General features: G+C 63.1%; 17 protein-coding genes and 1 riboswitch. Of the genes, 5 read left to right on the top strand and 12 right to left on the bottom strand.

Going from position 1 to position 21,517, the window contains the following annotated elements; translation table 11 throughout:
- Positions 1–110: 110 nt before the first annotated feature.
- Together AK81_RS16840 and AK81_RS16835 are read right to left on the bottom strand one after the other, a co-directional pair.
- Positions 111–593 carry a glutathione peroxidase gene (locus AK81_RS16840; RefSeq protein ID WP_043200555.1) on the bottom strand — a complete coding sequence of 161 codons (483 nt, stop codon included), beginning with the start codon at positions 591–593 and terminating at the stop codon, positions 111–113.
- A gap of 145 nt (positions 594–738) precedes the next feature.
- Complete coding sequence (locus AK81_RS16835; protein ID WP_016501463.1) at positions 739–1,224, bottom strand: FKBP-type peptidyl-prolyl cis-trans isomerase; 486 nt, start codon at positions 1,222–1,224, stop codon at positions 739–741.
- On the opposite strand from AK81_RS16835, the gene AK81_RS16830 reads away from it, so the two are divergent.
- On the top strand, positions 1,223–1,525 hold the full coding sequence (locus AK81_RS16830; protein WP_043200554.1) for a DUF3565 domain-containing protein: 303 nt from the start codon (positions 1,223–1,225) through the stop codon (positions 1,523–1,525). The genes AK81_RS16835 and AK81_RS16830 overlap by 2 nt on opposite strands.
- A gap of 31 nt (positions 1,526–1,556) precedes the next feature.
- Positions 1,557–3,644 carry a phosphate acetyltransferase gene (pta, locus tag AK81_RS16825; RefSeq protein WP_043200553.1) on the top strand — a complete coding sequence of 696 codons (2,088 nt, stop codon included), beginning with the start codon at positions 1,557–1,559 and terminating at the stop codon, positions 3,642–3,644.
- 118 nt (positions 3,645–3,762) lie between these two features.
- Here the strand turns inward: pta and AK81_RS16820 are convergent, their stop codons facing one another.
- From AK81_RS16820 to AK81_RS16775, 9 genes are all read right to left on the bottom strand, one after another.
- Complete coding sequence (locus AK81_RS16820; protein ID WP_016501466.1) at positions 3,763–4,485, bottom strand: OmpA family protein; 723 nt, start codon at positions 4,483–4,485, stop codon at positions 3,763–3,765.
- Positions 4,486–4,594: 109 nt separating this feature from the next.
- Positions 4,595–5,239 (bottom strand): MBL fold metallo-hydrolase, encoded by a 645-nt coding sequence (locus AK81_RS16815; RefSeq protein WP_016501467.1) that lies wholly within the window; start codon positions 5,237–5,239, stop codon positions 4,595–4,597.
- Positions 5,240–6,201: 962 nt separating this feature from the next.
- Positions 6,202–6,399: a hypothetical protein gene (locus AK81_RS16805; RefSeq protein ID WP_043200551.1), complete on the bottom strand. Its 198-nt coding sequence runs from the start codon at positions 6,397–6,399 to the stop codon at positions 6,202–6,204.
- A gap of 183 nt (positions 6,400–6,582) precedes the next feature.
- On the bottom strand, positions 6,583–7,275 hold the full coding sequence (locus tag AK81_RS16800) for a sensor histidine kinase (protein ID WP_016501468.1): 693 nt from the start codon (positions 7,273–7,275) through the stop codon (positions 6,583–6,585).
- A complete protein-coding gene (locus tag AK81_RS16795; RefSeq protein WP_043200550.1) occupies positions 7,272–8,879 on the bottom strand; it encodes a tetratricopeptide repeat-containing response regulator in 1,608 nt (535 codons plus the stop codon). Before AK81_RS16795 ends, AK81_RS16800 begins: the two co-directional genes overlap by 4 nt.
- Before the next feature lie 159 nt (positions 8,880–9,038).
- Complete coding sequence (locus AK81_RS16790; protein WP_043200549.1) at positions 9,039–11,756, bottom strand: LuxR C-terminal-related transcriptional regulator; 2,718 nt, start codon at positions 11,754–11,756, stop codon at positions 9,039–9,041.
- A 355-nt stretch (positions 11,757–12,111) separates the two neighbouring features.
- Entirely contained in the window at positions 12,112–13,476 is a 1,365-nt protein-coding gene (locus tag AK81_RS16785; protein ID WP_043200548.1) for a DUF1329 domain-containing protein, read from the bottom strand.
- A 25-nt stretch (positions 13,477–13,501) separates the two neighbouring features.
- Positions 13,502–15,388, bottom strand: a complete 1,887-nt coding sequence (locus AK81_RS16780) for a DUF1302 domain-containing protein (RefSeq protein ID WP_043200547.1) — start codon at positions 15,386–15,388, stop codon at positions 13,502–13,504.
- A 332-nt stretch (positions 15,389–15,720) separates the two neighbouring features.
- Positions 15,721–17,403, bottom strand: a complete 1,683-nt coding sequence (locus AK81_RS16775) for a fatty acid--CoA ligase (RefSeq protein ID WP_043200546.1) — start codon at positions 17,401–17,403, stop codon at positions 15,721–15,723.
- Between the two features lie 161 nt (positions 17,404–17,564).
- On the opposite strand from AK81_RS16775, the gene AK81_RS16770 reads away from it, so the two are divergent.
- The 3 genes from AK81_RS16770 to AK81_RS16760 all read left to right on the top strand — a co-directional run bounded on the left by AK81_RS16770 (position 17,565) and on the right by AK81_RS16760 (position 20,433).
- The gene (locus AK81_RS16770) at positions 17,565–18,530 is read left to right on the top strand and encodes a 2-hydroxyacid dehydrogenase (RefSeq protein ID WP_043200544.1); all 966 of its coding nucleotides are present in this window, start codon (positions 17,565–17,567) and stop codon (positions 18,528–18,530) included.
- A 52-nt stretch (positions 18,531–18,582) separates the two neighbouring features.
- Positions 18,583–19,581, top strand: a complete 999-nt coding sequence (locus AK81_RS16765) for a class I SAM-dependent methyltransferase (RefSeq protein WP_043200542.1) — start codon at positions 18,583–18,585, stop codon at positions 19,579–19,581.
- Between the two features lie 39 nt (positions 19,582–19,620).
- Positions 19,621–19,761: riboswitch (yybP-ykoY riboswitch) on the top strand.
- 90 nt (positions 19,762–19,851) lie between these two features.
- Positions 19,852–20,433: a TMEM165/GDT1 family protein gene (locus AK81_RS16760; protein ID WP_193393770.1), complete on the top strand. Its 582-nt coding sequence runs from the start codon at positions 19,852–19,854 to the stop codon at positions 20,431–20,433.
- A gap of 123 nt (positions 20,434–20,556) precedes the next feature.
- Here AK81_RS16760 and AK81_RS16755 read toward each other — a convergent pair whose 3' ends face one another.
- Positions 20,557–21,375 carry a M48 family metallopeptidase gene (locus AK81_RS16755; protein ID WP_043200538.1) on the bottom strand — a complete coding sequence of 273 codons (819 nt, stop codon included), beginning with the start codon at positions 21,373–21,375 and terminating at the stop codon, positions 20,557–20,559.
- Positions 21,376–21,517 lie beyond the last annotated feature (142 nt).

The following is a 21,517-nucleotide window of genomic DNA, read 5'->3' as shown; positions in this document are numbered from 1 at the left end:
AATGGGCTGCAAAGCAGCCCCTCGATACTTGCGGCAACGCTGATATCCGGGGGCCGCTCTGCGGCGCGATCGCGACACAAGGCCGCTCCTACAGGGACCGCGCAAGACTTTCAGACCAGCGCTTTCTCGATGGCCTGCACCACCGCAGGGTCATCCGGCGCCGTGCGCGGCGAGAAACGGGCCAGCACCCGCCCATCCTTGCCCACCAGGAACTTCTCGAAGTTCCAGCTGATGTCACCAGGAAACTCGGCCCCCTCGCCCGCCAGCAGCCGGTACAACGAATGGCGTTGCGGCCCGTTGACTTCCAGCTTGCCGCCCAGCGGGAAGCTCACCCCGTAGTTGAGGCTGCAGAAGTCCTGGATTTCCTTTTCACTGCCCGGCTCCTGGCCGGCAAACTGGTTGCACGGCAGGCCAAGCACGTTGAAGCCCTTGTCCTTGTAAACCTGGTAGAGGTTTTCCAGGGCCTTGTATTGCGGCGTGAGACCACATTTGGAGGCAACGTTGACCACCAGCACCACTTGGCCCTTGAACGGTGCGAGCGGCAGCTCCCCGCCGTTCAGCGCGTCCAGTTTCAGGTCGTGAAATGCACTCATGATGAAATCCCCTCTCAGATTCCCGGTTGCCGCGCAGGCGAATTCCGCCCACTAAAAAGGCGCCCGTCCAAACCGTTCACCTCCCGTAGGAAGGCAAATCGGCTTGCCCGAGCGCCTGGCGACTTTCTGAGCTTAGCGCAGAAAATCAGTGGTGATGGCCACCTTCACCGTGGATGTGACGGTGAGCGATTTCTTCTTCGCTGGCGTCACGCACGTCGACAACCTTGACCTGGAAGGTCAGGCGCTGGCCGGCCAGCGGGTGGTTGCCGTCAACGGTGACGTCGTCGCCGTCGAGGTCACGGATGGTGACGATCTGCATCTGGCCGTCCGGTGCCGAAGCGTGGAACTGCATGCCCACTTCCAGCTCGTCGACGCCTTCGAACAGGCTGCGGTTCAGGGTGCTGACCAGCTCGGCCAGGTATTCGCCGTAGGCGTCTTCCGGCTCGATGGAAACGTTCAGCTCGTCACCGGCCTGTTTGCCTTCCAGGGCTTTTTCCAGGCCCGGGATGATGTTGCCGGCACCGTGCAGGTAGACCAGCGGCGCGCCACCGGCGGAGCTGTCGATGGTCTCCCCGGCGTCGTTGGTCAGGGTATAGTCGATGGAGACAGCCTTGTTGGCGGCGATCAGCATGGGGCAAGACCTTTTGCAAAAGTATGTAGAGCGGACAAGTGTAACCAAGCCATCGTCCGATTGCGAACGCACTGCGGACAAGCAACGGCCCATCAGTCGGATCACCGGCTTTCACCAGGACGAAGAAGGCCACTGGGTGGCCGAACTTTCTTGCGGCCATACCCAGCACCTGCGCCACCAACCGCCGTGGCAGTCACGCCCCTGGGTGCTGGACCCGGCACAACGCGCGCAGCGCATCGGCCAGGCTTTTGCTTGCGGCTGGTGCGCACAAGGGGCCGATGGCGCTACCCTTGGCCGCTAATTTCTTGCACCGCTTATTTCGAGAAGCACGCATGCAGACATTTTTCATTGCGCCGACCGACTTCGGTGTCGGCCTGACCTCCATCAGCCTGGGCCTGGTGCGCACCTTGGAGCGCGCTGGCCTGAAGGTCGGTTTCTTCAAGCCGATCGCCCAGCCCCACCCGGGTGACACTGGCCCCGAGCGCTCTACCGAACTGGTGGCCCGCACCCACGGTATAACTCCCCCGGTGCCACTGAGCCTGGGCCAGGTCGAGCGCATGCTCGGCGACGGCCAGCTGGACGAGTTGCTCGAAGAAATCATCCGCCTTTACCAGCAAGCCTGCGTCGGCAATGACGTGGTGGTGGTCGAGGGCATGGTGCCCACGCGCCACGCCAGCTATGCGGCGCGGGTCAACCTGCACCTGGCCAAGAGCCTGGATGCCGAGGTGATCCTGGTGTCCGCCCCGGAAAACGAAGTGCTCAGCGAATTGTCTGGCCGGGTCGAACTGCAGGCCCAGCTGTTCGGCGGCCCACGCGACCCGAAGGTGCTCGGGGTCATCCTCAACAAGGTGCGCACCGACGAAAGCATGGCAGACTTCGCCACCCGCCTGCGCGAGCACTCGCCCCTGCTGCGCGGCAATGACTTCCGCCTGCTCGGCTGCATCCCCTACCAGCCTGAGCTGAACGCCCCGCGCACCCGCGACGTGGCCGACCTGCTCGGTGCCCAGGTGCTCAACGCCGGCGACTACGAGCAGCGGCGCATGAGCAAGATCATCATCTGCGCACGCACCGTGGCCAACACGGTGCCGCTGCTGACGTCGGGTACCCTGGTGGTCACCCCGGGCGATCGCGACGACATCATCCTTGCCGTCAGCCTGGCGGCAATCAATGGCGTGCCGCTGGCCGGGCTGCTGCTGACCAGCGACAGCAAGCCCGACGCGCGCATCCTCGGCCTGTGCCGCGGCGCGCTGCAGGCCGGCCTGCCGATCCTGTCGGTCAGCACCGGCTCGTACGACACCGCCAACCAGCTCAATTCGCTGAACCGCGAAATCCCGGTCGACGACCGCGAGCGCGCCGAGTTCATCACCGATTTCGTCGCCAGCCACCTCGACGCGGCCTGGCTGCACCAACGCTGCGGTACCCCGCGCGAGATGCGCCTGTCGCCAGCGGTGTTCCGCTACCAGCTGATCCAGCGGGCCCAGCAGGCCAACAAGCGCATCGTCCTGCCAGAAGGTGCCGAGCCGCTGCTGGTGCAGGCCGCAGCCATCTGCCAGGCGCGCGGCATCGCCCGCTGCGTGTTGCTGGCCAAGCCCGAAGATGTCGAGGCCGTGGCCCGCGCCCAAGGCATTACCCTGCCGCCTGGCCTGGAAGTCCTCGACCCCGAGCTGATTCGCGGGCGCTACGTGGAGCCGATGGTGGCGCTGCGCAAGAGCAAGAACCTCAACGCACCGATGGCCGAGCAGCAACTGGAAGACCCGGTGGTGATCGGTACCATGATGCTGGCCCTGGACGAAGTGGACGGCCTGGTATCGGGCCTGGTGCACTCCACCGCCAACACCATCCGCCCAGCCCTGCAGTTGATCAAGACCGCACCGGGCTCCAGCCTGGTGTCGTCAGTGTTCTTCATGCTGTTCCCCGAGCAAGTGCTGGTGTACGGCGACTGCGTGATGAACCCCCACCCGAGCGCTACCGAACTGGCCGAGATCGCCCGACAGAGTGCTGAATCGGCGCAGGCCTTCGGCATAGCGCCGCGGGTGGCGATGATCAGTTATTCAAGCGATTCGGCCAGTGATGAAGAAGTCGGGAAAGTGCGCGAAGCAACCCGCCTGGCACAGAGTGCCGCGCAGGCGCTGCTGATCGATGGGCCGCTGCAGTATGACGCGGCGGCCAACCCGGCAATTGCACGGGAGCTGGCGCCGGATAGCCCGGTGGCCGGGCGTGCCACGGTGTTCGTGTTCCCTGACCTGAATACCGGCAACACCACACACAAAGCGGTGCAACGCAGTGCCGACGGGGTCAGCCTGGGGCCGATGCTGCAGGGGTTGCGCAAGCCGGTGAACGACTTGCCGCGCGGGGCTCAGGTTGACGATATCGTGCATACCATTGCCCTGACGGCAATTCAGGCCAGCGTGGTGCGCTGATAGCTGGGGCTGCTTTGCAGCCCATTCGCGGCACAAGGCCGCTCCTACAGGGATCGCGTAGTTCCTGTGGGAGCGGCCTTGTGTCGCGATAGGGCCGCAAAGCGGCCCCGGGGATCAATCAGGGATACTGCTGAACCTGGCCTTGTTGCTGGTCATACTGCTGGCCCGGAATCGGCTTCAGGTTCACTTCCACCCGGCGGTTCTGCGCACGGCCATTGGCGTCGGCGTTGCTGGCGATCGGCTGGTCCGGGCCCATGCCACGCACCGAGATACGCGAAGCATCCACACCCTGCGAGGTCAGGTATGTGCTGACCGCCTGCGCGCGGCGCTGGGACAGGTCCATGTTGTGCTGGCGGCTGCCGGTGCTGTCGGTGAAGCCGACCACTTCGATGGTGTTCTGGTTGAACTGCTTGAACGAGCCTGCCAGGTTGTTCAGCGGCGAGTAGAAGCTTGGGGCGATGTTGGCAGAGTCGGTGGCAAAGGTGATGTTGCCCGGCATGATCAGTTTGATCTGGTCGCCCTGGCGCTGCACTTCCACGCCGGTGTTGGCCATCTGGGCGCGCAGTTCGGCTTCTTGCTTGTCGGCGTAGTAGCCATAACCGGCTGCAGCAGCACCCACGGCTGCGGCGCCGATCAGTGCACCCTTGCCACGGTTGTTGTGGTCGATGGCAGCACCGGCGATGGCGCCAGCCAGCGCGCCCAGGCCGCCGTACTTGGCGGTCTTGCTCATCCCCGTGGAGCCCTGCGCCTGACCCTGGTTGTCATAAGGGTTCTGGCCGGCACAGCCGGTCATCAGTGCAGCGGCAGTTGCGACGATAATCAGACGACGCATGGTGAACATGGACAAGCTCCTACTGAAATTCATAAATGCGGCAGATCACGAAGGGATCTATGCCAGCCTTGGATTGCATCGGCAATGAAAAATTCAATGAAAGTGCCTTCATGTGCCCTCAGGCACGCACGAAGGGGTTTTCACGCATCTCGTCACCCAGGCGGGTATCGGGCCCGTGGCCGGTCACCACGATGGCCTCTTCGTCCAGCCGGTACAGCCGTTCCTTGATGGAACGCACGATAGCCCGCTGGTCACCCCCCCACAAATCAGTGCGGCCAATGCCACGGCGGAACAGGGTGTCGCCGGCGATCAGCAGTTTGGCGTCGGCGAACCAGAAGCTCATCGAACCCGGAGTATGGCCAGGCGTATGCAGGGCCACGCCGCAGCCACAGGCCAGTTCTTCGTCATCGCCCAACCAGCGATCGGGTGCCGGTACCGGGGTATAGGGAACGCCGAACATCTGGCACTGCATTTCCAGGTTGTCCCACAGTACCTGATCGTCCTTGTGCAGGTGCAGGGTGGCGCCGGTCAGCGCCTTGAGCTTGCCCGAGGCGAGGAAGTGGTCGAAGTGCGCGTGGGTGTGGATGATGCTGACCAGCGTCAGGCCGTGGGCCTGCAGGCGCGCGAGGATCTTCTCCGGGTCACCGCCCGGGTCGACGACGATGGCTTTCTTGGTCAGCGGGTCGCCGATCAGCGTGCAGTTGCACTGCAAGGGGCCTACGGGGAAGGTTTCGCGGATGAGTGCAGGTGGGGCTTGGGTCATTGCATTACTCATGAGGAAAGCGGGGAACACTGAAAGCTTCAAGTCTGTTTATTCAATCAAGCGCAGTCATGTCACAAAAGCTACAAACTCGTTCCCGGAGCCAAACAAAAAACCGGCCAATAGGCCGGTTCTCAACCAATATGAATACGCGGTAGAGGCTTGCACCAGAGCCTGACGAGCTTTCGCTCAGGATGGAGTGCCTGCCAGAGGGCCTGCGGGCTCAAAGTCAGCCCCCTTCGCCTTTGCGACCTGCAGGAAGCGCAGCTGGTTGCTGGAGATTCGACCAGCAAGACGCCTTGCTTCAGCCTCAAATCTCGCAATCGCAAGCAACTCTACCTGTCTCGTTTTGGAACGCATTGTGACCTCCAAAAGCTTGATCGACACGCTATCGATGTTATTAGGGATCAACCACGATCACAAGCCGACCTTCAGCGCTCCAAGTGAAGCCAAGCGCTTCATACACTGACCAGGCGCCCTCCAGAGGGTCTTGTATCTCAATCTCCTGGCAGCCCAACATACGAGCATAGAAATCTATCGATGTAAGCGCCAAACCTGCGATCTCTCCCCTAAGTGGATGCGACGGGCAGGGACTACCTTGGAGCAGTATGACCTTGATGCACAAGCGGCTCTTTCTAGGACTTGCGTAGCAAAGACCGCAGAGCTCGCTACCGAACCAGATGGCAAGATCGAACCCTTTGGGATCGCTATCTTTCCAGTCGACAATCTCCTCCCAAGGGAACAGACACCGACTTTCCGACCACTCCAGGCTAGCAGTGAGGGCCTCGTGCGTTATCGGCTCCATCCGGACTTGGCCGACATCAACATCTCCACTCAACAGGCCTGGCCGCCGATTCAGCAGTTCATGAGTGAGCGTTCGAGCTTGTGATCTATAGATCTGATACCGAAGTTTACTGATCCGCCTTCTCATGCAAGCACCGCGTCCGAAATGGAGCCACCACCATTCAGAACTCGCGGCCTGCTGGTCGCATGTCGTTCCACATCTGCATATCCTTTGGATGCGGGACGTCGAAGTCACACTGCCCGAGCAGTGAAGCAAGATCATAGGGGGGTACACCGGAGCCTGCGTTCGCCTGGTGCTTATTCACCTTCATGTTTTCGGTTGGTGAGCAGTATTTCGACTTCGGGGTATGTTTTTTCATAGCCGCTCCTCTGGTAGTCATCGAAACCGAATAACTACCAGCATCAGCGCCATTCACAAAGAGCTCCGAGGCTCGTTTGGTAGAGATCAGATTGCTCCTACAGCATCGGACGAAGCGTCGCCCCTGATCTCGCCTTAAGCATTGCGCGATGTGTCAATCCAAGCCGTAACCGGCCCGTCTTTCTCAAGGCAAAAACAACCTGAACAACCCGCCCCCAAGCGCCCCGCCATTGGATATCTCGATCCGCCCGCGCACCCCGCCGCTTTCATGCAGTGCCGCGATCCGCGCCGCAAAGTACAGGCCAAGGCCAGTGCTGCCGCTGGTCGAGTCGATGCCCTGGATGTATTGCTCCTGGCGCTCGAGCATGTGCTTTGGATAACCCGGGCCGTCATCGTTCACGCAGATGGCCAGCTGGTTGTCGGCCTCTTCGATGGTGATCAGCAAGGCGTGCCCGGCAAAGCGGGTGGCGTTGGTGATGACGTTGGCGATTACCGAGGCCACCAGTTCACGGTCGAAGAAGCCCAGCGGGTTGTCGGTGTCGACACGCCAGGTGGCGAGGATGTCGTTGTGCTTGAGCACTTCCTGGTGCGCCGCCAACTGGGCTTCGATGAAATCGTCCAGTTCGTGGTAGTCCGGGCACACCGGCAACTGGTTGATACCCAGTTTGTAGAGGCCCAGCAACTGCACCAGCATGCCGTTGAGGTGGCGAAACTCATGCTCCATGATTCCCTGCTCGGCACCACCGCGCAGCTCTTCGGGCAAGCGTTCCATCCACTGGCTGTGGGACTGGATCAGCGCTGACAAAGAGCTTTTGAGGTCGTGCACGGTGGAGGCGATCACCGTGGAAAAATCCAGCCCCTGATTGTCTTGATTCATGCGCCGAACACTCGGATGTGCAGTTTGCGGTAACGGTCATAGCGATTGTCGCTGACAGGGATACCGGCCACGCTGGTCAAGGCGTCCTGGCATTCCTGCATGATCGCGGGCTGAGGATTTTCACCGCCAATGCGCAGCAGCGCCTGGGCGGTGTTAAGGGCGATGCTGATGTTTTTTGGCTGCATACCCAGCGCCTTGCGGAACATCTGCAACGCCTCGCCAAGCTGCCCTCCCTGGTAACTGCGCACACCCTGGCGATTGAGGGTGACCGCTTCGGTAATGGCGTTGAGCACGCTGGGGTCGTCCGTCAGCTTGCCCACTTTCTCCATGACCTTGGGGTCATCGCCATAACTTTCCACACAGTTCTTCAGCACGCCGAGGGCAGCGGCTTCCTGCCCCATCGCCTGCAACTGTGCGGCAACGGTCAGGGCCGAATCGACCGAGAAGAACTGGTTCATCTTGTCCAGGCGCTGGATCGCCTGTTCGGTCAGCTTGCCGGCCGTTTCCGGGTCGCCCGCCTGTTGCAGGCTGGCGGCCTTCATCATCCGCGCACGCACCTGCAAGCCCTGGTCCTCGGGGTTTTCCTTGGCCACCTCGCTGAGCGTGGTGTTGATCTCGACCCGGGTACGGGCGTCCAGGCCGAAGCCTGCGTTCTTGCTCATCAGCGCCTGCACCAGGCCAAGGTTGTTTTCAGCATCCTTGTAGCGTGAGCTCTGCCCCTGGTTCACTGCATGGCGGAACGCCTTCGACGCACTCTCAAAGTCTTCGTTTTCCAGCGCCAGCTTGCCCAGCGTCGACTGCCGACGTACCGACAGAGGCGACAGGCGCACGGCTTCTTCAAGCAGGTTTTGCGCGCGCCTGGTATCGCCCTGAGCCACCAGCACTTCGGCCATGCCGTCGTACAGACCGGGCATGATCGGGAACGCCTTGAGCGCCTGCTCGTACACACCCTGGGCCTGGGCATTCTGGCCACGCTTGTGCATCAGGGCGCCCAGCGCGGCGTACACCCAAGGCTGCGGGCGGCTGGCCAGAATGGCCTTGAGGAACTTTTCCAGTTCCTCGAAGCGGTTGAGGTTGCGCAAGGCATCGGCCCGATAGCGCAGGCACAGCGGTGCCAGGCGCGGGTCTTTCTTGCACAGCTCAGCACAGGCAGCCAGCACTTCGGCCGGGCGATTGCGGTCCAGCGCCTGCAAAATCGGCTTGAGCAGCGTCTTGCGCTGGAACAGTTTCTCGACGCGCTGGGCCAGGCCAACCCGGTTGAACGGTTTGGTCAGGTAGGCATCGGGCTCGTGCTCGATGGCGCTGAGGACAATGGCCTGGCTGCTCTCGGCGGTGACCATGATGAACACGCACTCATGGCTGATGTGCTTGTCGATGATCAGGTCTTCGAGCACCTGCTGGCCGTTTTTCTTGCCGTCGCCCAGGTGGAAGTCCTGCAGGATGAAGTCATAGCGCTTCTGCGCGCACATGCGCAGCGCCTGCTCGCCGCTGTCGGCGGTGTCCACGTCGCGCACGCCCAACTCGCGCAGCATGGAACGGGTCGACGTGCGAAAGTCGGTAAAGTCGTCGACGATCAGAAAGCTTTTTTGCCCGTACTGCAGCATCAACACGACCTGCCTTGGAATGATTGAAAAATCGCGCGAAGCGATGCCACCGATCGCTGTATCGGCAGCTGGTCGGGAAAGATGAGGGTAGAGCATTGCCGGCCGTAATCCATGGCCTCAGGCCAGCACTTTAGCGGGCAATGACCTGCAGGGCCAGTATCACGCCAGCACCCCCAGGGATTTGGCCTTGGCCACCGCCTGGGTGCGCCGCTCAACCCCCAGCTTGCTGTTTATGTGGCTGGCGTGGGTCTTCACCGTGTGCAGGGAAATGAACAGCCGCTCGCTGATCTGCTGGTTGGAACAGCCCTGGGCAATCAGTTCGAGCACCGCCAGTTCGCGGCCGCTCAGGGCTTCGCCGGTGCCCGTGGTGGCGGTTGGCTGCTGCGGCAGACGCTTGAGCAGTTCGGCTTGAACCGGGCAGGCGGCACCTGCCTGCAGTTGCTCATGCAGCCATTGCGGGTGCTTTTCCAGCAGTGGCTGGAACGGTTGCAGCACACCGCCATGAGCGGCTTCCAGCAAGCCAGGAAGCAACTGCGCGGCCTGCCCTTCCCGGCCTTCGTCCAGCAACAGGGCGAGCCATTGGCACAGGGCGCTAACGGTGAGCATCATGCCGCCACTGGCCTGGCCGCGCTCGACCAGGCTTGTCAGGCGTTGCACGGCGTCGTCACCGCGTAACTGGATGCGCTCGAGCAATGCCTGCTGTAACGCAATGTGCAACGGCAGCAGCGGGTGGAACTCCGGTGCTGCCGCCGGCTGCTCGCCGCCGTAGGTCTGGCCCAGGCGCAGCAACCAGGACTCGGCCAGGTCGGTACGCCCCTGGGCCAGCCACAGTTCGCATTTGACCAGGGTAATCATGGCCAGGTAGTAGACCGGTGGAACGTCCCAGATATGCATCAGGCGTTCGGCCTCGGCCAATTCGGCAAAGGCCTCGGCAAAGTGCCCTTCCCGGCCATCGAGCGTAGCAATCACGCAATGGCCGATAAGCACACTGATATCCCGGCAGGCCCGCGCCTCGCCCAGCCCCGCGCGCAAACGCGCACGGCCCTGGGCCGGCTGCAGGCGCGAAACCAGCAGGTAACCTTCGTAAAGTGTCAGGCGCGCACGCACGGCATACAGCCGCTGCGCCGAAAGCCCTTGCAGGCGCTGAAGCCCTTGGCGTACTTCATCCAGTGCGCGCAGCACCTCGCCACGGGCGTGCAGCACCCGCGCCCGGTCGTAATGGGCCAGCGCCTCGAACAACGGGTTGCCGACTCGCTGGGCCAGCTCCAGGGCTTCGCGGTTCCAGCCTCGGGCCCGCCAGAAGTCGCCATCGGCAATGGCCAGGTTGGACAGCGTCGACAAGCACACCAGGCGTTGGCCATAGCGCTTGCTCGGCAGGCTCTGCAACGCTTCGCCGCAATAGGCCAGGGTGCGCTCGCGGTCGCCACGGCCCCGGGCAATGACCCCACTCAGCGCCAGCCACTGGGCCAGCATCGACTTTTGCGCGGTCGCCGAAGGCGCTGGCAGAAAGCGGCTGAGGTAGCCGGCCAGCTCCTCGGCTGCGTCCAACTGGCAAGCCAGGCCCAACGCCCAGCTGTACAGCACGATCAACCGTGGCGTGCTGATCAGCAGGCTGTCGGGCAGGTCCATCTTCCAGCGCAGCAACATGCCGACGTTCTGTTCAGCCAGCAGTTGCTCCTCGGACAGGCTCTGCACCAGGTCGGCAGCGACATCGAGGTGGCCGGCACGCAGCGCCTGCTCCACCGCTTCGTCCAGCAGGCCCTGCTTTTCAAACCAGCGACAGGCACGCAGCTGCAGACCGGCCAGTGGCTCGCTGGCCTGCCGGCTGCGCAGCAGATCGGAGAACAGGTGATGGTAGCGGAACCAGTGCCCATGCTCGTCCAGCGGCACCAGGAACACCTGGTGCGCCTGCAGAAAGCGCAGCACTGCGGCGCTGTCGTGGCGGCCACGCAAGGCATCGCACAACGGGGCGCAGAAGCGTTCCTGGCAGGCCGTGTCGTACAGGAACGCCTGTACGTCGGCGGGCAGCATGTCGATGACTTCTTCAAGCAGGTAGTCGCGGATCAGGCCTTCGCCGCCATGCAAGGCCTGGGGCAAGGCTTGCTCGTCCGCCGACTCGCTGGCTGCCAGTTGCCAGAAGCGCAAACCGGCCACCCAACCGTCGCTGCGCTGGATCAGGTTGTCCAGTGCCTGGCCGCGCAGGCCCGTTGGCTGGCGGCCGATCACCGCCAGCGACTCTTCGGCGGTGAGGCGCAAGTCCTGTTCGTTCAGTTCGACAAGCTGGCGCGACAGCCGCAAACGCGCCAGGTGCCAGTCCGGGCGCTGGCGGCTGGTAACCAGCAACACCAGGCCGGCGGGCAGGTGATTGAGAAAGAACTGCAGGCAACGGTCGAGTACCGGCCCCTGGGCCAGGTGATAGTCGTCCAGTACCAGCAGCAAAGGGGTATCGGGTTGCAGGTACAGCGCCAGCTCGTCGAGCAGGCCGTCGATCCATTCCTCGAAGGCGAACGGCTGGTGGCGCTGGCGCATTTTCAGCAAGCCCATGGCCTGCCCGCCCAGTGCCGGGCAGTACTGCTGCAGGCCTTCGAGCAGGCGTTCAAGAAAGCGGCCAGGGTCGGCATCACGTTGGCTCAGGCCCAGCCACAGGCTGCGCCAATGCTCGGGCAGCGCTTCGCAAAATTCGATGGCCAGGGAGCTTTTGCCGAAACCCGCCGGGGCATTGACCAGCAACAACCGGCCACCAAGCCCGGCGTGCAGACGCTGACACAGGCGCAAGCGCGGCACATGGCCGTCCGGCAGCGGCGGCCGGAAGAAACGCCCGTCCAGCAGGCCCAGGGCCTGGCTGGCGAATCCATGTGTACGGGACAAATCTGTCATGGCCGGCTCGTTCTGGGTGGAGGGCTACGGCGGTATGGATGCTTGCGAGACTAGCCGGTAACGCAGCGCATTTGAAGATGATGGGCGCAATTGCCCCGGAAAAGACTGCGACAAAAAGCAACATGACTGATGGACAAAGGCTGGGGCGGGGGTTTGGGTGGGTATTCAGCAGATTTATTGCCTGTACTGGCCTCTTCGCGGGTAAACCCGCTCCTACAGGTACCGTGCATGTCTGAGGCTGGGTGCGATCCCTGTGGGAGCGGGTTTACCCGCGAAGAGGCCATTACAGGAAAACAGAAACGCCCCGGGCAAGCCGGGGCGTTCTGGGGATCACACGGAGTAAAGGGCTTTCAGATCAACGAATACCCGACTGGCGCAACGCCGCAGGCTGGAAGTCAGCCTTGCTGGCACTGAAGCCGAAGTCGTAGGCACGCTTCTCTTCGTTTTTCATGCCCAGGGCCAGGTAACGACCCGACTGCAGGTCGTAGATGGTTTCCAGGGTGTACCAAGGCACCTCTTTGTTGTAATACGGCTGGGAATGGGCTTCGGAAACGCGCCACAGCTGGCCACGCCCGTCGTACTGGTCGATCACTGCGGCCTGCCAGGTGTCTTCATCGATGTAGAAGTCACGCTTGGCGTAGATGTGCCGCTGGCCCGGCTTGAGGGTTGCGACCACGTGCCAGACGCGGCGCAGTTCGTAACGGGACAGGTCCTGGTTGATGTGCCCGGCCTTGATGATGTCGGCGTACTTCAGCTTGGGGTCATCCAGCTTGAAGGCGTTGGAGGCGATATACAGCTCCTTCTTGCCTTCCAGCTTCCAGTCGTAGCGGTCTGGCGCACCGTTGAACATGTCCAGGTTGTCCGAGGTACGCAGGCCGTCGGCAGCGGTACCCGGGCCGTCGTACGACACTTGCGGTGCCTGGCGTACGCGACGCTGGCCGGCGTTGTAGATCCAGGCCTTGCGCGGCTCCTTCACCTGGTCGAGGGTTTCGTGAACCAGCAGCACGGTCCCGGCCAGTCGCGCGGGCGCGGTGACTTCCTGCTTGAAGTAGAACAGGATGTTACCCGGGTTGCTGGGGTCGTAATCCTTCATCTTGTCGCGGAAGACGAACTGGTCGGAGAAGTACACCGGGTTGAAAGAGCCGTTCTGCTGCGGCGTGGCCTGGGTTACCAGGCGGCTGACACTGCCCCCCCGATAGCGGGTGATGTGGTTCCAGATCACTTCCAGGCCGCTTTTCGGGATCGGAAACGGCACCGCCGTGTCGAAGTTGTTCAAGCCGTTGCCGCCTTCCACCAGCGTGGTCTGGGTGGCGTTTTTCTTGATGGCAGCGAACACGTCGGCAGGGACCGTGGAGCCGCGATGGGTTTTGAATACCGGAATCCTGAAGGTTTCCGGGTAGCGCTTGAACATGGCCAGCTGGCCCGGCGAAAGCTTGTCCTTGTACTGATCGGCGTTCTGCGCGGTGATGGTGAACAGCGGCTTTTCACTGCCATACGGGTCGGCCAAAAAGCCCTTGCCGTCGACGCTGCCCGCACTCTTCGACAGCGGCTCCCACGGGCCGATCGAGCCATCGGCGTTGCCGGCCTTCTCCGCGCCCATCGGGGTCAGGGTACTGCCCAGCTTGGCCGCCTCGTCGGCGGATACCGCAGCCATGACGCTGGTCGCCAGCAGGGACAGGCCCAGTACACCGGCTTGCAGCAGACTTCTGGTCTTGTTCATGTCGTGTCGTCCTGGATCTGTATGCTTAGAAGTTCACGCCGAAGCTGAGCGCGACAAAGTCACGGTCATCCACGGTGCTGTACTTGCCGTCGAAGAAGTTGGTGTACGACAGGCTCGCGGTGTAGGTGTTCTGGTACTCGGCGTCCAGGCCCAGGCTGACCGCCTTGCGGCCTTCCTCGAAGTTGGCGCCAGGGCCGGGCGAATAGCCGGACACGTCATGCGACCAGGCCACGCTGGGCTTGAGGTTGACCCCGGCGAAGACGTCGTTGTAGTCCCAGATGACCCGGGCGCGGTAACCCCACGAGGTGCTGGTGGTGTAGCCGTCGTTCTCGCATTTGCGATTCAGGTTGGTGGTGGATGCCCCGGCACCTGCGCCGGCGATGGTGCTGGCATTGAGCGCCTGGCAGGTGTCCGCACCGCCAGTGGCAGGCAGCGGGCCAGGCCCGAATACCGGGTCACGGCCATAGCGGGTCTCGCGTGCGTTTTCCAGGCCGCCGACGTGGGTGACCCCAAGTTCGCCCACCACGGTCATGCGGCTGGCGCCCATGACCTGGTCGAAGAAGTGCGTCAGCGTGGTCTGGAACTGAGTGATTTCCTTGCGACGGTAGCCGTGCAGGTCTTGGCCAGGGGTACCGGTGAGCAGCGAAGCGTTGGTCAGTGCGCCACCAATCGGACGCACGCCCGAGAACAGGATATCGGTGGTATTGAGCTGCACGGGGGCATTGGGGCGATAGCTGACCTCACCACTCCAGGCCGTACCCGTAGGCAGCGTAGTGGAGAAGCTCAGGCCGTACAGGCGAATGTCCTCGGGGTACTCGACGAAGTACTCGGAGTTACCGGCCACAATCAGCGGTGCCAGCGCCCGCAATTGTGCAGGCAGCGCGCTGAGGCCGGCGAACACCGAGGCTGGGGCGCCGGTGGCGCTGAAGATCGGCGCGCGGCTGTGGTAGTTCATGAAGTAGGCACCGAACTCGGTGTCCAGCGGGTCGAACATATAGCGCAGTGCCACGCCGAACTGGCCGCTGTCGCGGGCATCACGGTCGGCGCCGCGGCGCACCATCACCCCTTCCTCGTTGATGTCCACGCCCCGGGAGGCGAGGAACTGCTGGGCCGCGCCTGGTACCGTGCGGCTGCTGTTGAGCACGCGCAGGTTGTCGGTACAGCCGTCTGCGATGATGTCTGGCTGGGAGAAGAACGTGCCGCAGTTGTCGACGACCGTCTGGTCCCACTCGATCTGGTAGAAGGCCTCGGCCGACAGGTTATCGGTCAGGCTCTGGGAGATGTAGAACATGTTGACCGGGATCAGGCCTTCCTTGATCTCGGCCCCAGGGCGGCGGAACGCCGACACGTCGATGGGGTTGATCGAGTTGATGCCGCCGCCGATGAAGGTGCTTTCACCCCAGCTGACAACCTGTTTGCCCAGGCGCACCGAGCCTGGCATGTCGCCAATCGAATAGTTGTGATAGACGAACGCATCGAGCAGTTCGGCGCCGGACGACTTGGCGCCTTCCTTGCGGTTGGAGTCGCTGATGTCCTTGAACTCGCGGCTTTCGTCTTTCAGCTCGAAGTCGTACCAGTACTTGCCACGCACGAACACGCCGGTGTCGCCGTACTTGAGCTCCAGGTCATGGATGCCCTTGAAGATCTTGGAGAACGTTTCGCCCTTCTTGAAGTTCAGGTGGCCATCGTCGGAGGTCTGCGACAGGCCCTTGCCGCCGTTGTTTACCCCGATCAGGTTCTTGTTGGGGTTGGCCGTCGACCAGCTGGCGCCAATGGAGAGCGACGAGTCAAACTGGCCTTCGATTTCACCAATGTTGAAACTGACAGCGAAAGCAGGACTTGCGAGCGTGGAAGCAAGGCTGACGGCCAGAGGCAACTTGGCCCGGCGCCAGAACAGGTTTGCAGATTTCATCGACGCTACTCCATGTACTTTATTGTTATGGCAGTGAGTCCTTTCAAGAACGGCCCGAGCGACCGGTTTGCAGGTTTGCACCTGCGGCGACACGGCTTGCGCGTATCGCCCTCCCCCATTCCTGAAAATCCCCTGGCCCCGACTATAGCCAGCAAGGCACAGGCGCTTGATCCCTCTAAAGTGTGATTTGCGCTCCATGCCGCCAACTCGCTGCAGTGTTGTCCCGGTTGCGGGCTGGCAGAGCTCAAGGATGGCGCATTTCTGCCATTTGGCAAGGCGCCGGGGCCTCTAGCGTGCGGGTCGCGTTCTGACGTTCGCGACCCGCACGGCGGTTACAGCGTGGAAAGGAACGCGCTGTTGCTGGCCTGCCACTGGACGATGTCCTGGCGGATGCGTTTCTTGTCGAGCTTGCCGACACTGGTCTTGGGAATTTCAGTAACAACGGCAATCTGGCTAGGAATCGCCCACTTGTTGATGTGCCCTTGCTCGACAAATGGCTTGAGATGGTCCTTGAGCGCCTTGGCATCGATGGCCTGGCTGTCGCGCACCACCAGCAGGGCAAACGGGCGCTCGCCCCACTGCGGGTCGGCCACCCCCACCACCGCCACTTCGCGCACGGCCGGGTGACGGCTGATCAGGTCTTCCAGGTCGAGCGAGGAAACCCACTCGCCACCGGTCTTGATCACATCCTTGATGCGGTCACGAATGTCGATGTAGCCCATGCCGTCCAGGGTGGCGACGTCGCCGGTGTGCAACCAGCCCCCCTGCCACAGCTCCTCGCTCTTTTCCGGCTCCTTGAAGTAACCCATGGTCAGCCACGGCGCGCGCAGCACCAGCTCGCCCTGGGTTTCGCCGTCTGCCGGCAGGAAGTTGCCGTCGCCATCGACAATGGCCGCCTCGACCAGCGGCACCGGCACACCGGCCTTGATGCGGTAGGTGACGCGCTCATCCTCGCTGCCGGCCTGCAGCTCGTCGTTCAGGTGCGCAGCGGCGATCAGCGGGCAGGTTTCGGACATGCCATACGCGGCGGTCAGCTGGATGCCACGCGCCAAGGCAGCCTGGTACAGCGAACGGTTGAGCGAGCTGCCGCCGATGATGATCTTCCAGCCGCCGAAGTCCTGCCCTTGCGCGTTCGGGCAGTTGAGCAGCATCTGCAGGATGGTCGGCACACAATGGGAGAACGTGACCTTTTCTTCGCGCCACAACTTGACCAGCATGTCCGGCTCGTAGCGCCCTGGGTACACCTGTTTCATGCCAAGCATGGTGGCGGCGTACGGAATGCCCCAGGCATGCACATGGAACATCGGGGTGATGGGCATGTACACGTCGTTGCTGCCCAGCAGGCGCACGCTGTCGATGCTGCCGGTGACCGACGCTTCGGCCAAGGTGTGCAGTACCAATTGCCGATGGGTGAAGTACACGCCCTTGGGGTTGCCGGTGGTGCCGGTGGTGTAGAAGGTGGTGGCCACCGAGTTTTCGTCGAAGTCCGGGAAGTCGTAGCGCGGGCTGGCGGCTGCCAGCAGTTGCTCGTACTCGCCCACCAGGCCGGGCAGCTCGGCGGTCTTGTCCGGGCCATCGGTCAGCAACAGGGTCTTGTCGACGGTGGTCAGTTGCCCGGCAATGGCCTGGTAGAGGCCGACGAAATCGCTGTTGACCAGCACCACGCGGTCTTCGGCGTGGTTCATGGTGTAAAGGATCTGCTCGGGCGACAGGCGCACGTTGATGGTGTGCACAACGGCGCCAATCATCGGGATGGCGAACATGCACTCCAGGTAGCGGTGGCTGTCCCAGTCCATTACCGCCACCGTGTCACCGGCCTTTACCCCGGCCTCGGTCAGCACGTTCGCCAGGCGCGCGATGCGCTCGTTGAGCTGCGGGTACGTCAGGCGCAACTGGTCGCGGTAGACGATTTCGCGGGTCTTTTCATAGCGGCTGCCGGACATCAAAAGGCGTTTGATCAGCAGCGGGTAGTCGTAGGCGCCCTCGGCGGGCTTTATGATGCGGGTCTGCAGCATGGGTATCCCTTTTCTGAAAAGCGTGCCGGACAAATCTGGTAACTACTGTAGTTCGCGAATGTGACGGCTAAATCAGCCGAAGGAATGATTTGGCTGCACGGGGTATGAGTGGCATTGTCCGGGTGATGGATCATCCCTGCCCTGCCAACGGAGCCTTACTGATGCCCAGCCCGCGTCGCGCCGTGTTTCTCGATCACCAATCCCTGGACCTCGGTGACCTCGACCTTTCCCCGCTACGAAGCCAGTTCGATGAGTTCGAGCTGTTCGCCGCTACCCGTCCGGATCAGGTCGCAGAGCGCCTGCAGGGCGCCGTGGCGGTGGTCAGCAACAAGGTCATGCTCGACGCCGCGACCCTGGCCGCCAACCCACAGCTCAAGCTGATTCTGGTGGCCGCCACCGGCACCAACAATGTCGACCTGGCAGCAGCGCGCGCCCAGGGCATCACGGTGTGCAACTGCCAGGGCTACGGCACGCCGTCCGTCGCGCAGCACACCCTCGCCCTGCTGCTGGCCCTGGCCACCCGCCTGTGCGACTACAACCAGGCGGTGGCGGACGGCCAGTGGGCCAAGGCCAGCCAGTTCTGCCTGCTGGACTTCCCCATCGTCGAGCTGGAAGGCAAAACCCTCGGCCTGCTCGGCCACGGCGAACTGGGCGGCGCGGTGGCGCGGCTGGCCGAAGCCTTCGGCATGCGCGTGCTGAGCGGGCAGATACCCGGCCGGCCGGAGCGCGCCGACCGCCTGCCGCTGGACGAACTGCTGCCACAAGTCGATGCCCTGACCCTGCACTGCCCGCTGAACGAGCACACCCGGCACATGCTCGGTGCCCACGAACTGGCTCAGCTCAAGCCTGGTGCGCTGGTGGTCAACACCGCCCGTGGCGGCCTGATCGACGAACAGGCGCTGGCCGATGCCCTGCGCAGTGGTCACCTGGGCGGCGCGGCCACCGACGTGCTCAGCGTGGAGCCACCGGTCAACGGCAACCCGTTGCTCGCACCCGGCATCCCGCGCCTGATCATCACCCCGCACAGCGCCTGGGGGGCAGTGGAATCGCGCCAACGCATCGTCGGCCAGCTCAGCGAGAATGCCCAGGCCTTCTTCGCCGGCCAGCCACGCCGCGTGGTCAGCTGAGCGGGGCGCCCGCCTCTGCTACACTGCGCCACTTTTTCAGGAGGCGTCGTCCATGGACCCGCGCAGTGAAGTATTGCTCCGCCAGGCAGAGCTGTTCCAGGGGCCGCTGCTGATCGCCGGCGCCCCCGCCGATGGCCTGCTCGGCCAATTGCCACAGGCCCAGGCCTGGACGTGGCACGCAGGCGATCAGGCCCTGCTCGACAGCCGCTTTGCCGGCCGCAGCCACCATGGTGTCGAACCGCCTGAAGTGACCTTCGACAGCGCCGTGCTGTTCCTGCCAAAGTCCCGCGAGCTGGCTGCCTACCTGCTCAATGCCCTGGCGTCGCGCCTGGCCGGCCGCGAGCTGTACCTGGTCGGCGAAAAGCGCGGCGGCATCGAAGGCGCTGCCAAACAGCTGCAGGCCTTTGGCAAACCGCGCAAGCTGGACAGCGCCCGACACTGCCAGCTGTGGCAAGTCACCATCGAGCAGGCGCCCGAGGCCAAGCCGCTGGAAAGCCTGGCCGAACGCTTCGAACTGGCCCTTGAAGACGGCCCGTTGCAAGTGGTCAGCCTGCCTGGCGTATTCAGCCACGGGCGCCTCGACCGCGGTACCGCCCTGCTGCTCAAGCACCTCGACGGCCTGCCGAGCGGGCATGTGCTGGACTTCGGCTGTGGCGCCGGGGTATTGGGCGCAACGGTCAAGCGCCGCTACCCACAAAGCCGGGTAACGCTGCTGGACGTGGATGCCTTCGCCGTGGCGGCCAGCCGCCTGACGCTGGCGGCCAACGGCCTGGAAGGCGAGGTGATCAGCGGTGATGGTATCGACGCGGCACCGACCGAGCTGAGCCTGATCCTGAGCAACCCGCCGTTCCACACCGGGGTGCACACCAATTACCAGGCTTCGGAAAACCTGCTGAAAAAATCGGCCGTTCATCTGCGAAAAGGCGGCGAAATGCGCCTTGTTGCCAACAGCTTCCTGCGCTACCAGCCGCTGATCGAAGGGGCGCTGGGCAACTGCCAGGTGCGCGCCGACGCTGACGGTTTCCGGATCTATCAGGCAACACGCGGATAAAAACAGCGCTTGCCGAAAGCGTTTTGCCTAGGCAGAATCCGCACCGTCCTAGGGGAGTAGTCTCCCGCGAGCACCCAGCTCGCCCGGTACGCGTCAACATACTTGGTCAACAGACCATGGCGCGTGCGACCCACCATGCCAGCCTGCATGGAGAGATCCGCAGAGACGGATCCAGGGTTTGACAAGACCTATGACACGCACACCTTACCCGGGGCGGGGAGGCTGTACGTGTCATAGCCGTGTCGACCCGCCCCCGTAGGAAACCTGATGCTGGAATCTCTGCTGGTCCCCACCGCCATCGTTGCCTTGGCCGAAATCGGCGACAAGACGCAATTGCTCGCGCTCATTCTCGCTGCCCGCTTCCGCAAGCCCTGGCCGATCATTGCCGGTATCGTCGCCGCCACCTTGGCCAACCATGCCGCCGCCGGCGCCGTGGGCGCATGGGTTGGTAGCTTTTTCAGCAACTCGGCGCTGCACTGGATCCTGGCCGCCAGCTTCACGGCCACTGCCCTGTGGACCCTGGTCCCGGACAAGATGGATGACGACGAAAACCCGGCACGCCGCTTCGGGCCGTTCCTGACCACGCTGATCGCGTTCTTCCTGGCCGAAATCGGTGACAAGACCCAGGTCGCCACCGTGATGCTGGCGGCGCAGTACCCACACCTGATCATGGTCATTATCGGCACCACGCTGGGCATGCTGATTGCCAACGTGCCGGTGGTATTGGCGGGTAACTTTGCGGCAGACAAACTGCCGTTGACCCTGATCCGTCGCCTGGCGGCCACGGCGTTCTTCGTGCTGGCAATCGTGGCCGTGTACTCGGCGATGAAGGCCAGTGGCTGGTTGGGCTAACTGAAAAAAACGGGGCCGCTTCGCGCCCCTTTCGCGGCACAAGGCCGCTCCTACAGGGGATCGCGTACCGGTGTAGGAGCGGCCTTGTGCCGCGAAAGGGCTGCAAAGCAGCCCCTTGCGGCCTTACTGCTTGGCCGCTGCCTGGTACAGCGGCATCACCTTCGGAATCGCCGCCTGCAGCGAAGCAATGCGGCTGGCGGACGCCGGGTGAGTGCTCATGAACTCAGGCGGTGCGCCTTCGGAAGCCTTGCTCATCTTGTTCCACAAGGTGATCGCGGCATTCGGGTCGTAGCCGGCACGCGCCGACAGCTCCAGGCCAATCAGGTCGGCCTCGTTCTCGTTGGCCCGGCTGTTGGGCAGGGTCATGGCGTAGTTCACCACGGTGTCGGCCATGGCCATGCTGCCTTGGCCGAGACCGAAGATGGCACCGGCCCCCTGACGGGCCATTTCCACGCCGTACGCCTTGGACATGGCCTCGCGGCTGTGCTCACGCAGGGCGTGGGCAATCTCGTGCCCCACCACCGCGGCGATTTCCGCATCGGTGAGCTTGAGCTGATCGATCAGCCCGGTGTAGACAATGATCTTGCCGCCCGGCCCGCAGTTGGCGTTCAGCTCGTCGCTCTTGATCACGTTGACTTCCCAGTTCCATTGCGCGGCATCCGGGCGGAACTTGGGCGCCTGGGCGATCAGGCGGTTGGCGATGACCTGTACGCGCTTGGCATCGGCACTGGACTTGTCGAGCACACCTTTGTTCGATGCCTCACCCAGGGTCTGCTGGTACGACTGGGCATACATCTGGTTGACCTCATCGGTCGAGAGCATGCTGAACATGTACTGCTGGCGCTGCACGCCGACAGCGCCGCCGCTGGTGGTGTTCACCGCCTGGCAGCCGGCCAGCAGGATGCCAGCACTCAACAGGCTGACGACAAAAGACTTACGCATGAAAACACTCCCTATCCACATGCGGCGTATCCTAGGCCGAGTCGCTTGGTGCCGCCATAGCCGCAGGGAAGATTTTCTTCGCCTGCACCGGCCTCTTCGCGGGCACGCCCGCTCCCACAGGTATTTCATTTCCCAGGCATAC

The organism is Pseudomonas putida W15Oct28, from assembly GCF_000708715.2.
Lineage (GTDB): Bacteria > Pseudomonadota > Gammaproteobacteria > Pseudomonadales > Pseudomonadaceae > Aquipseudomonas > Aquipseudomonas putida_R.
This window is presented reverse-complemented; position numbering and strand designations above follow the sequence as displayed.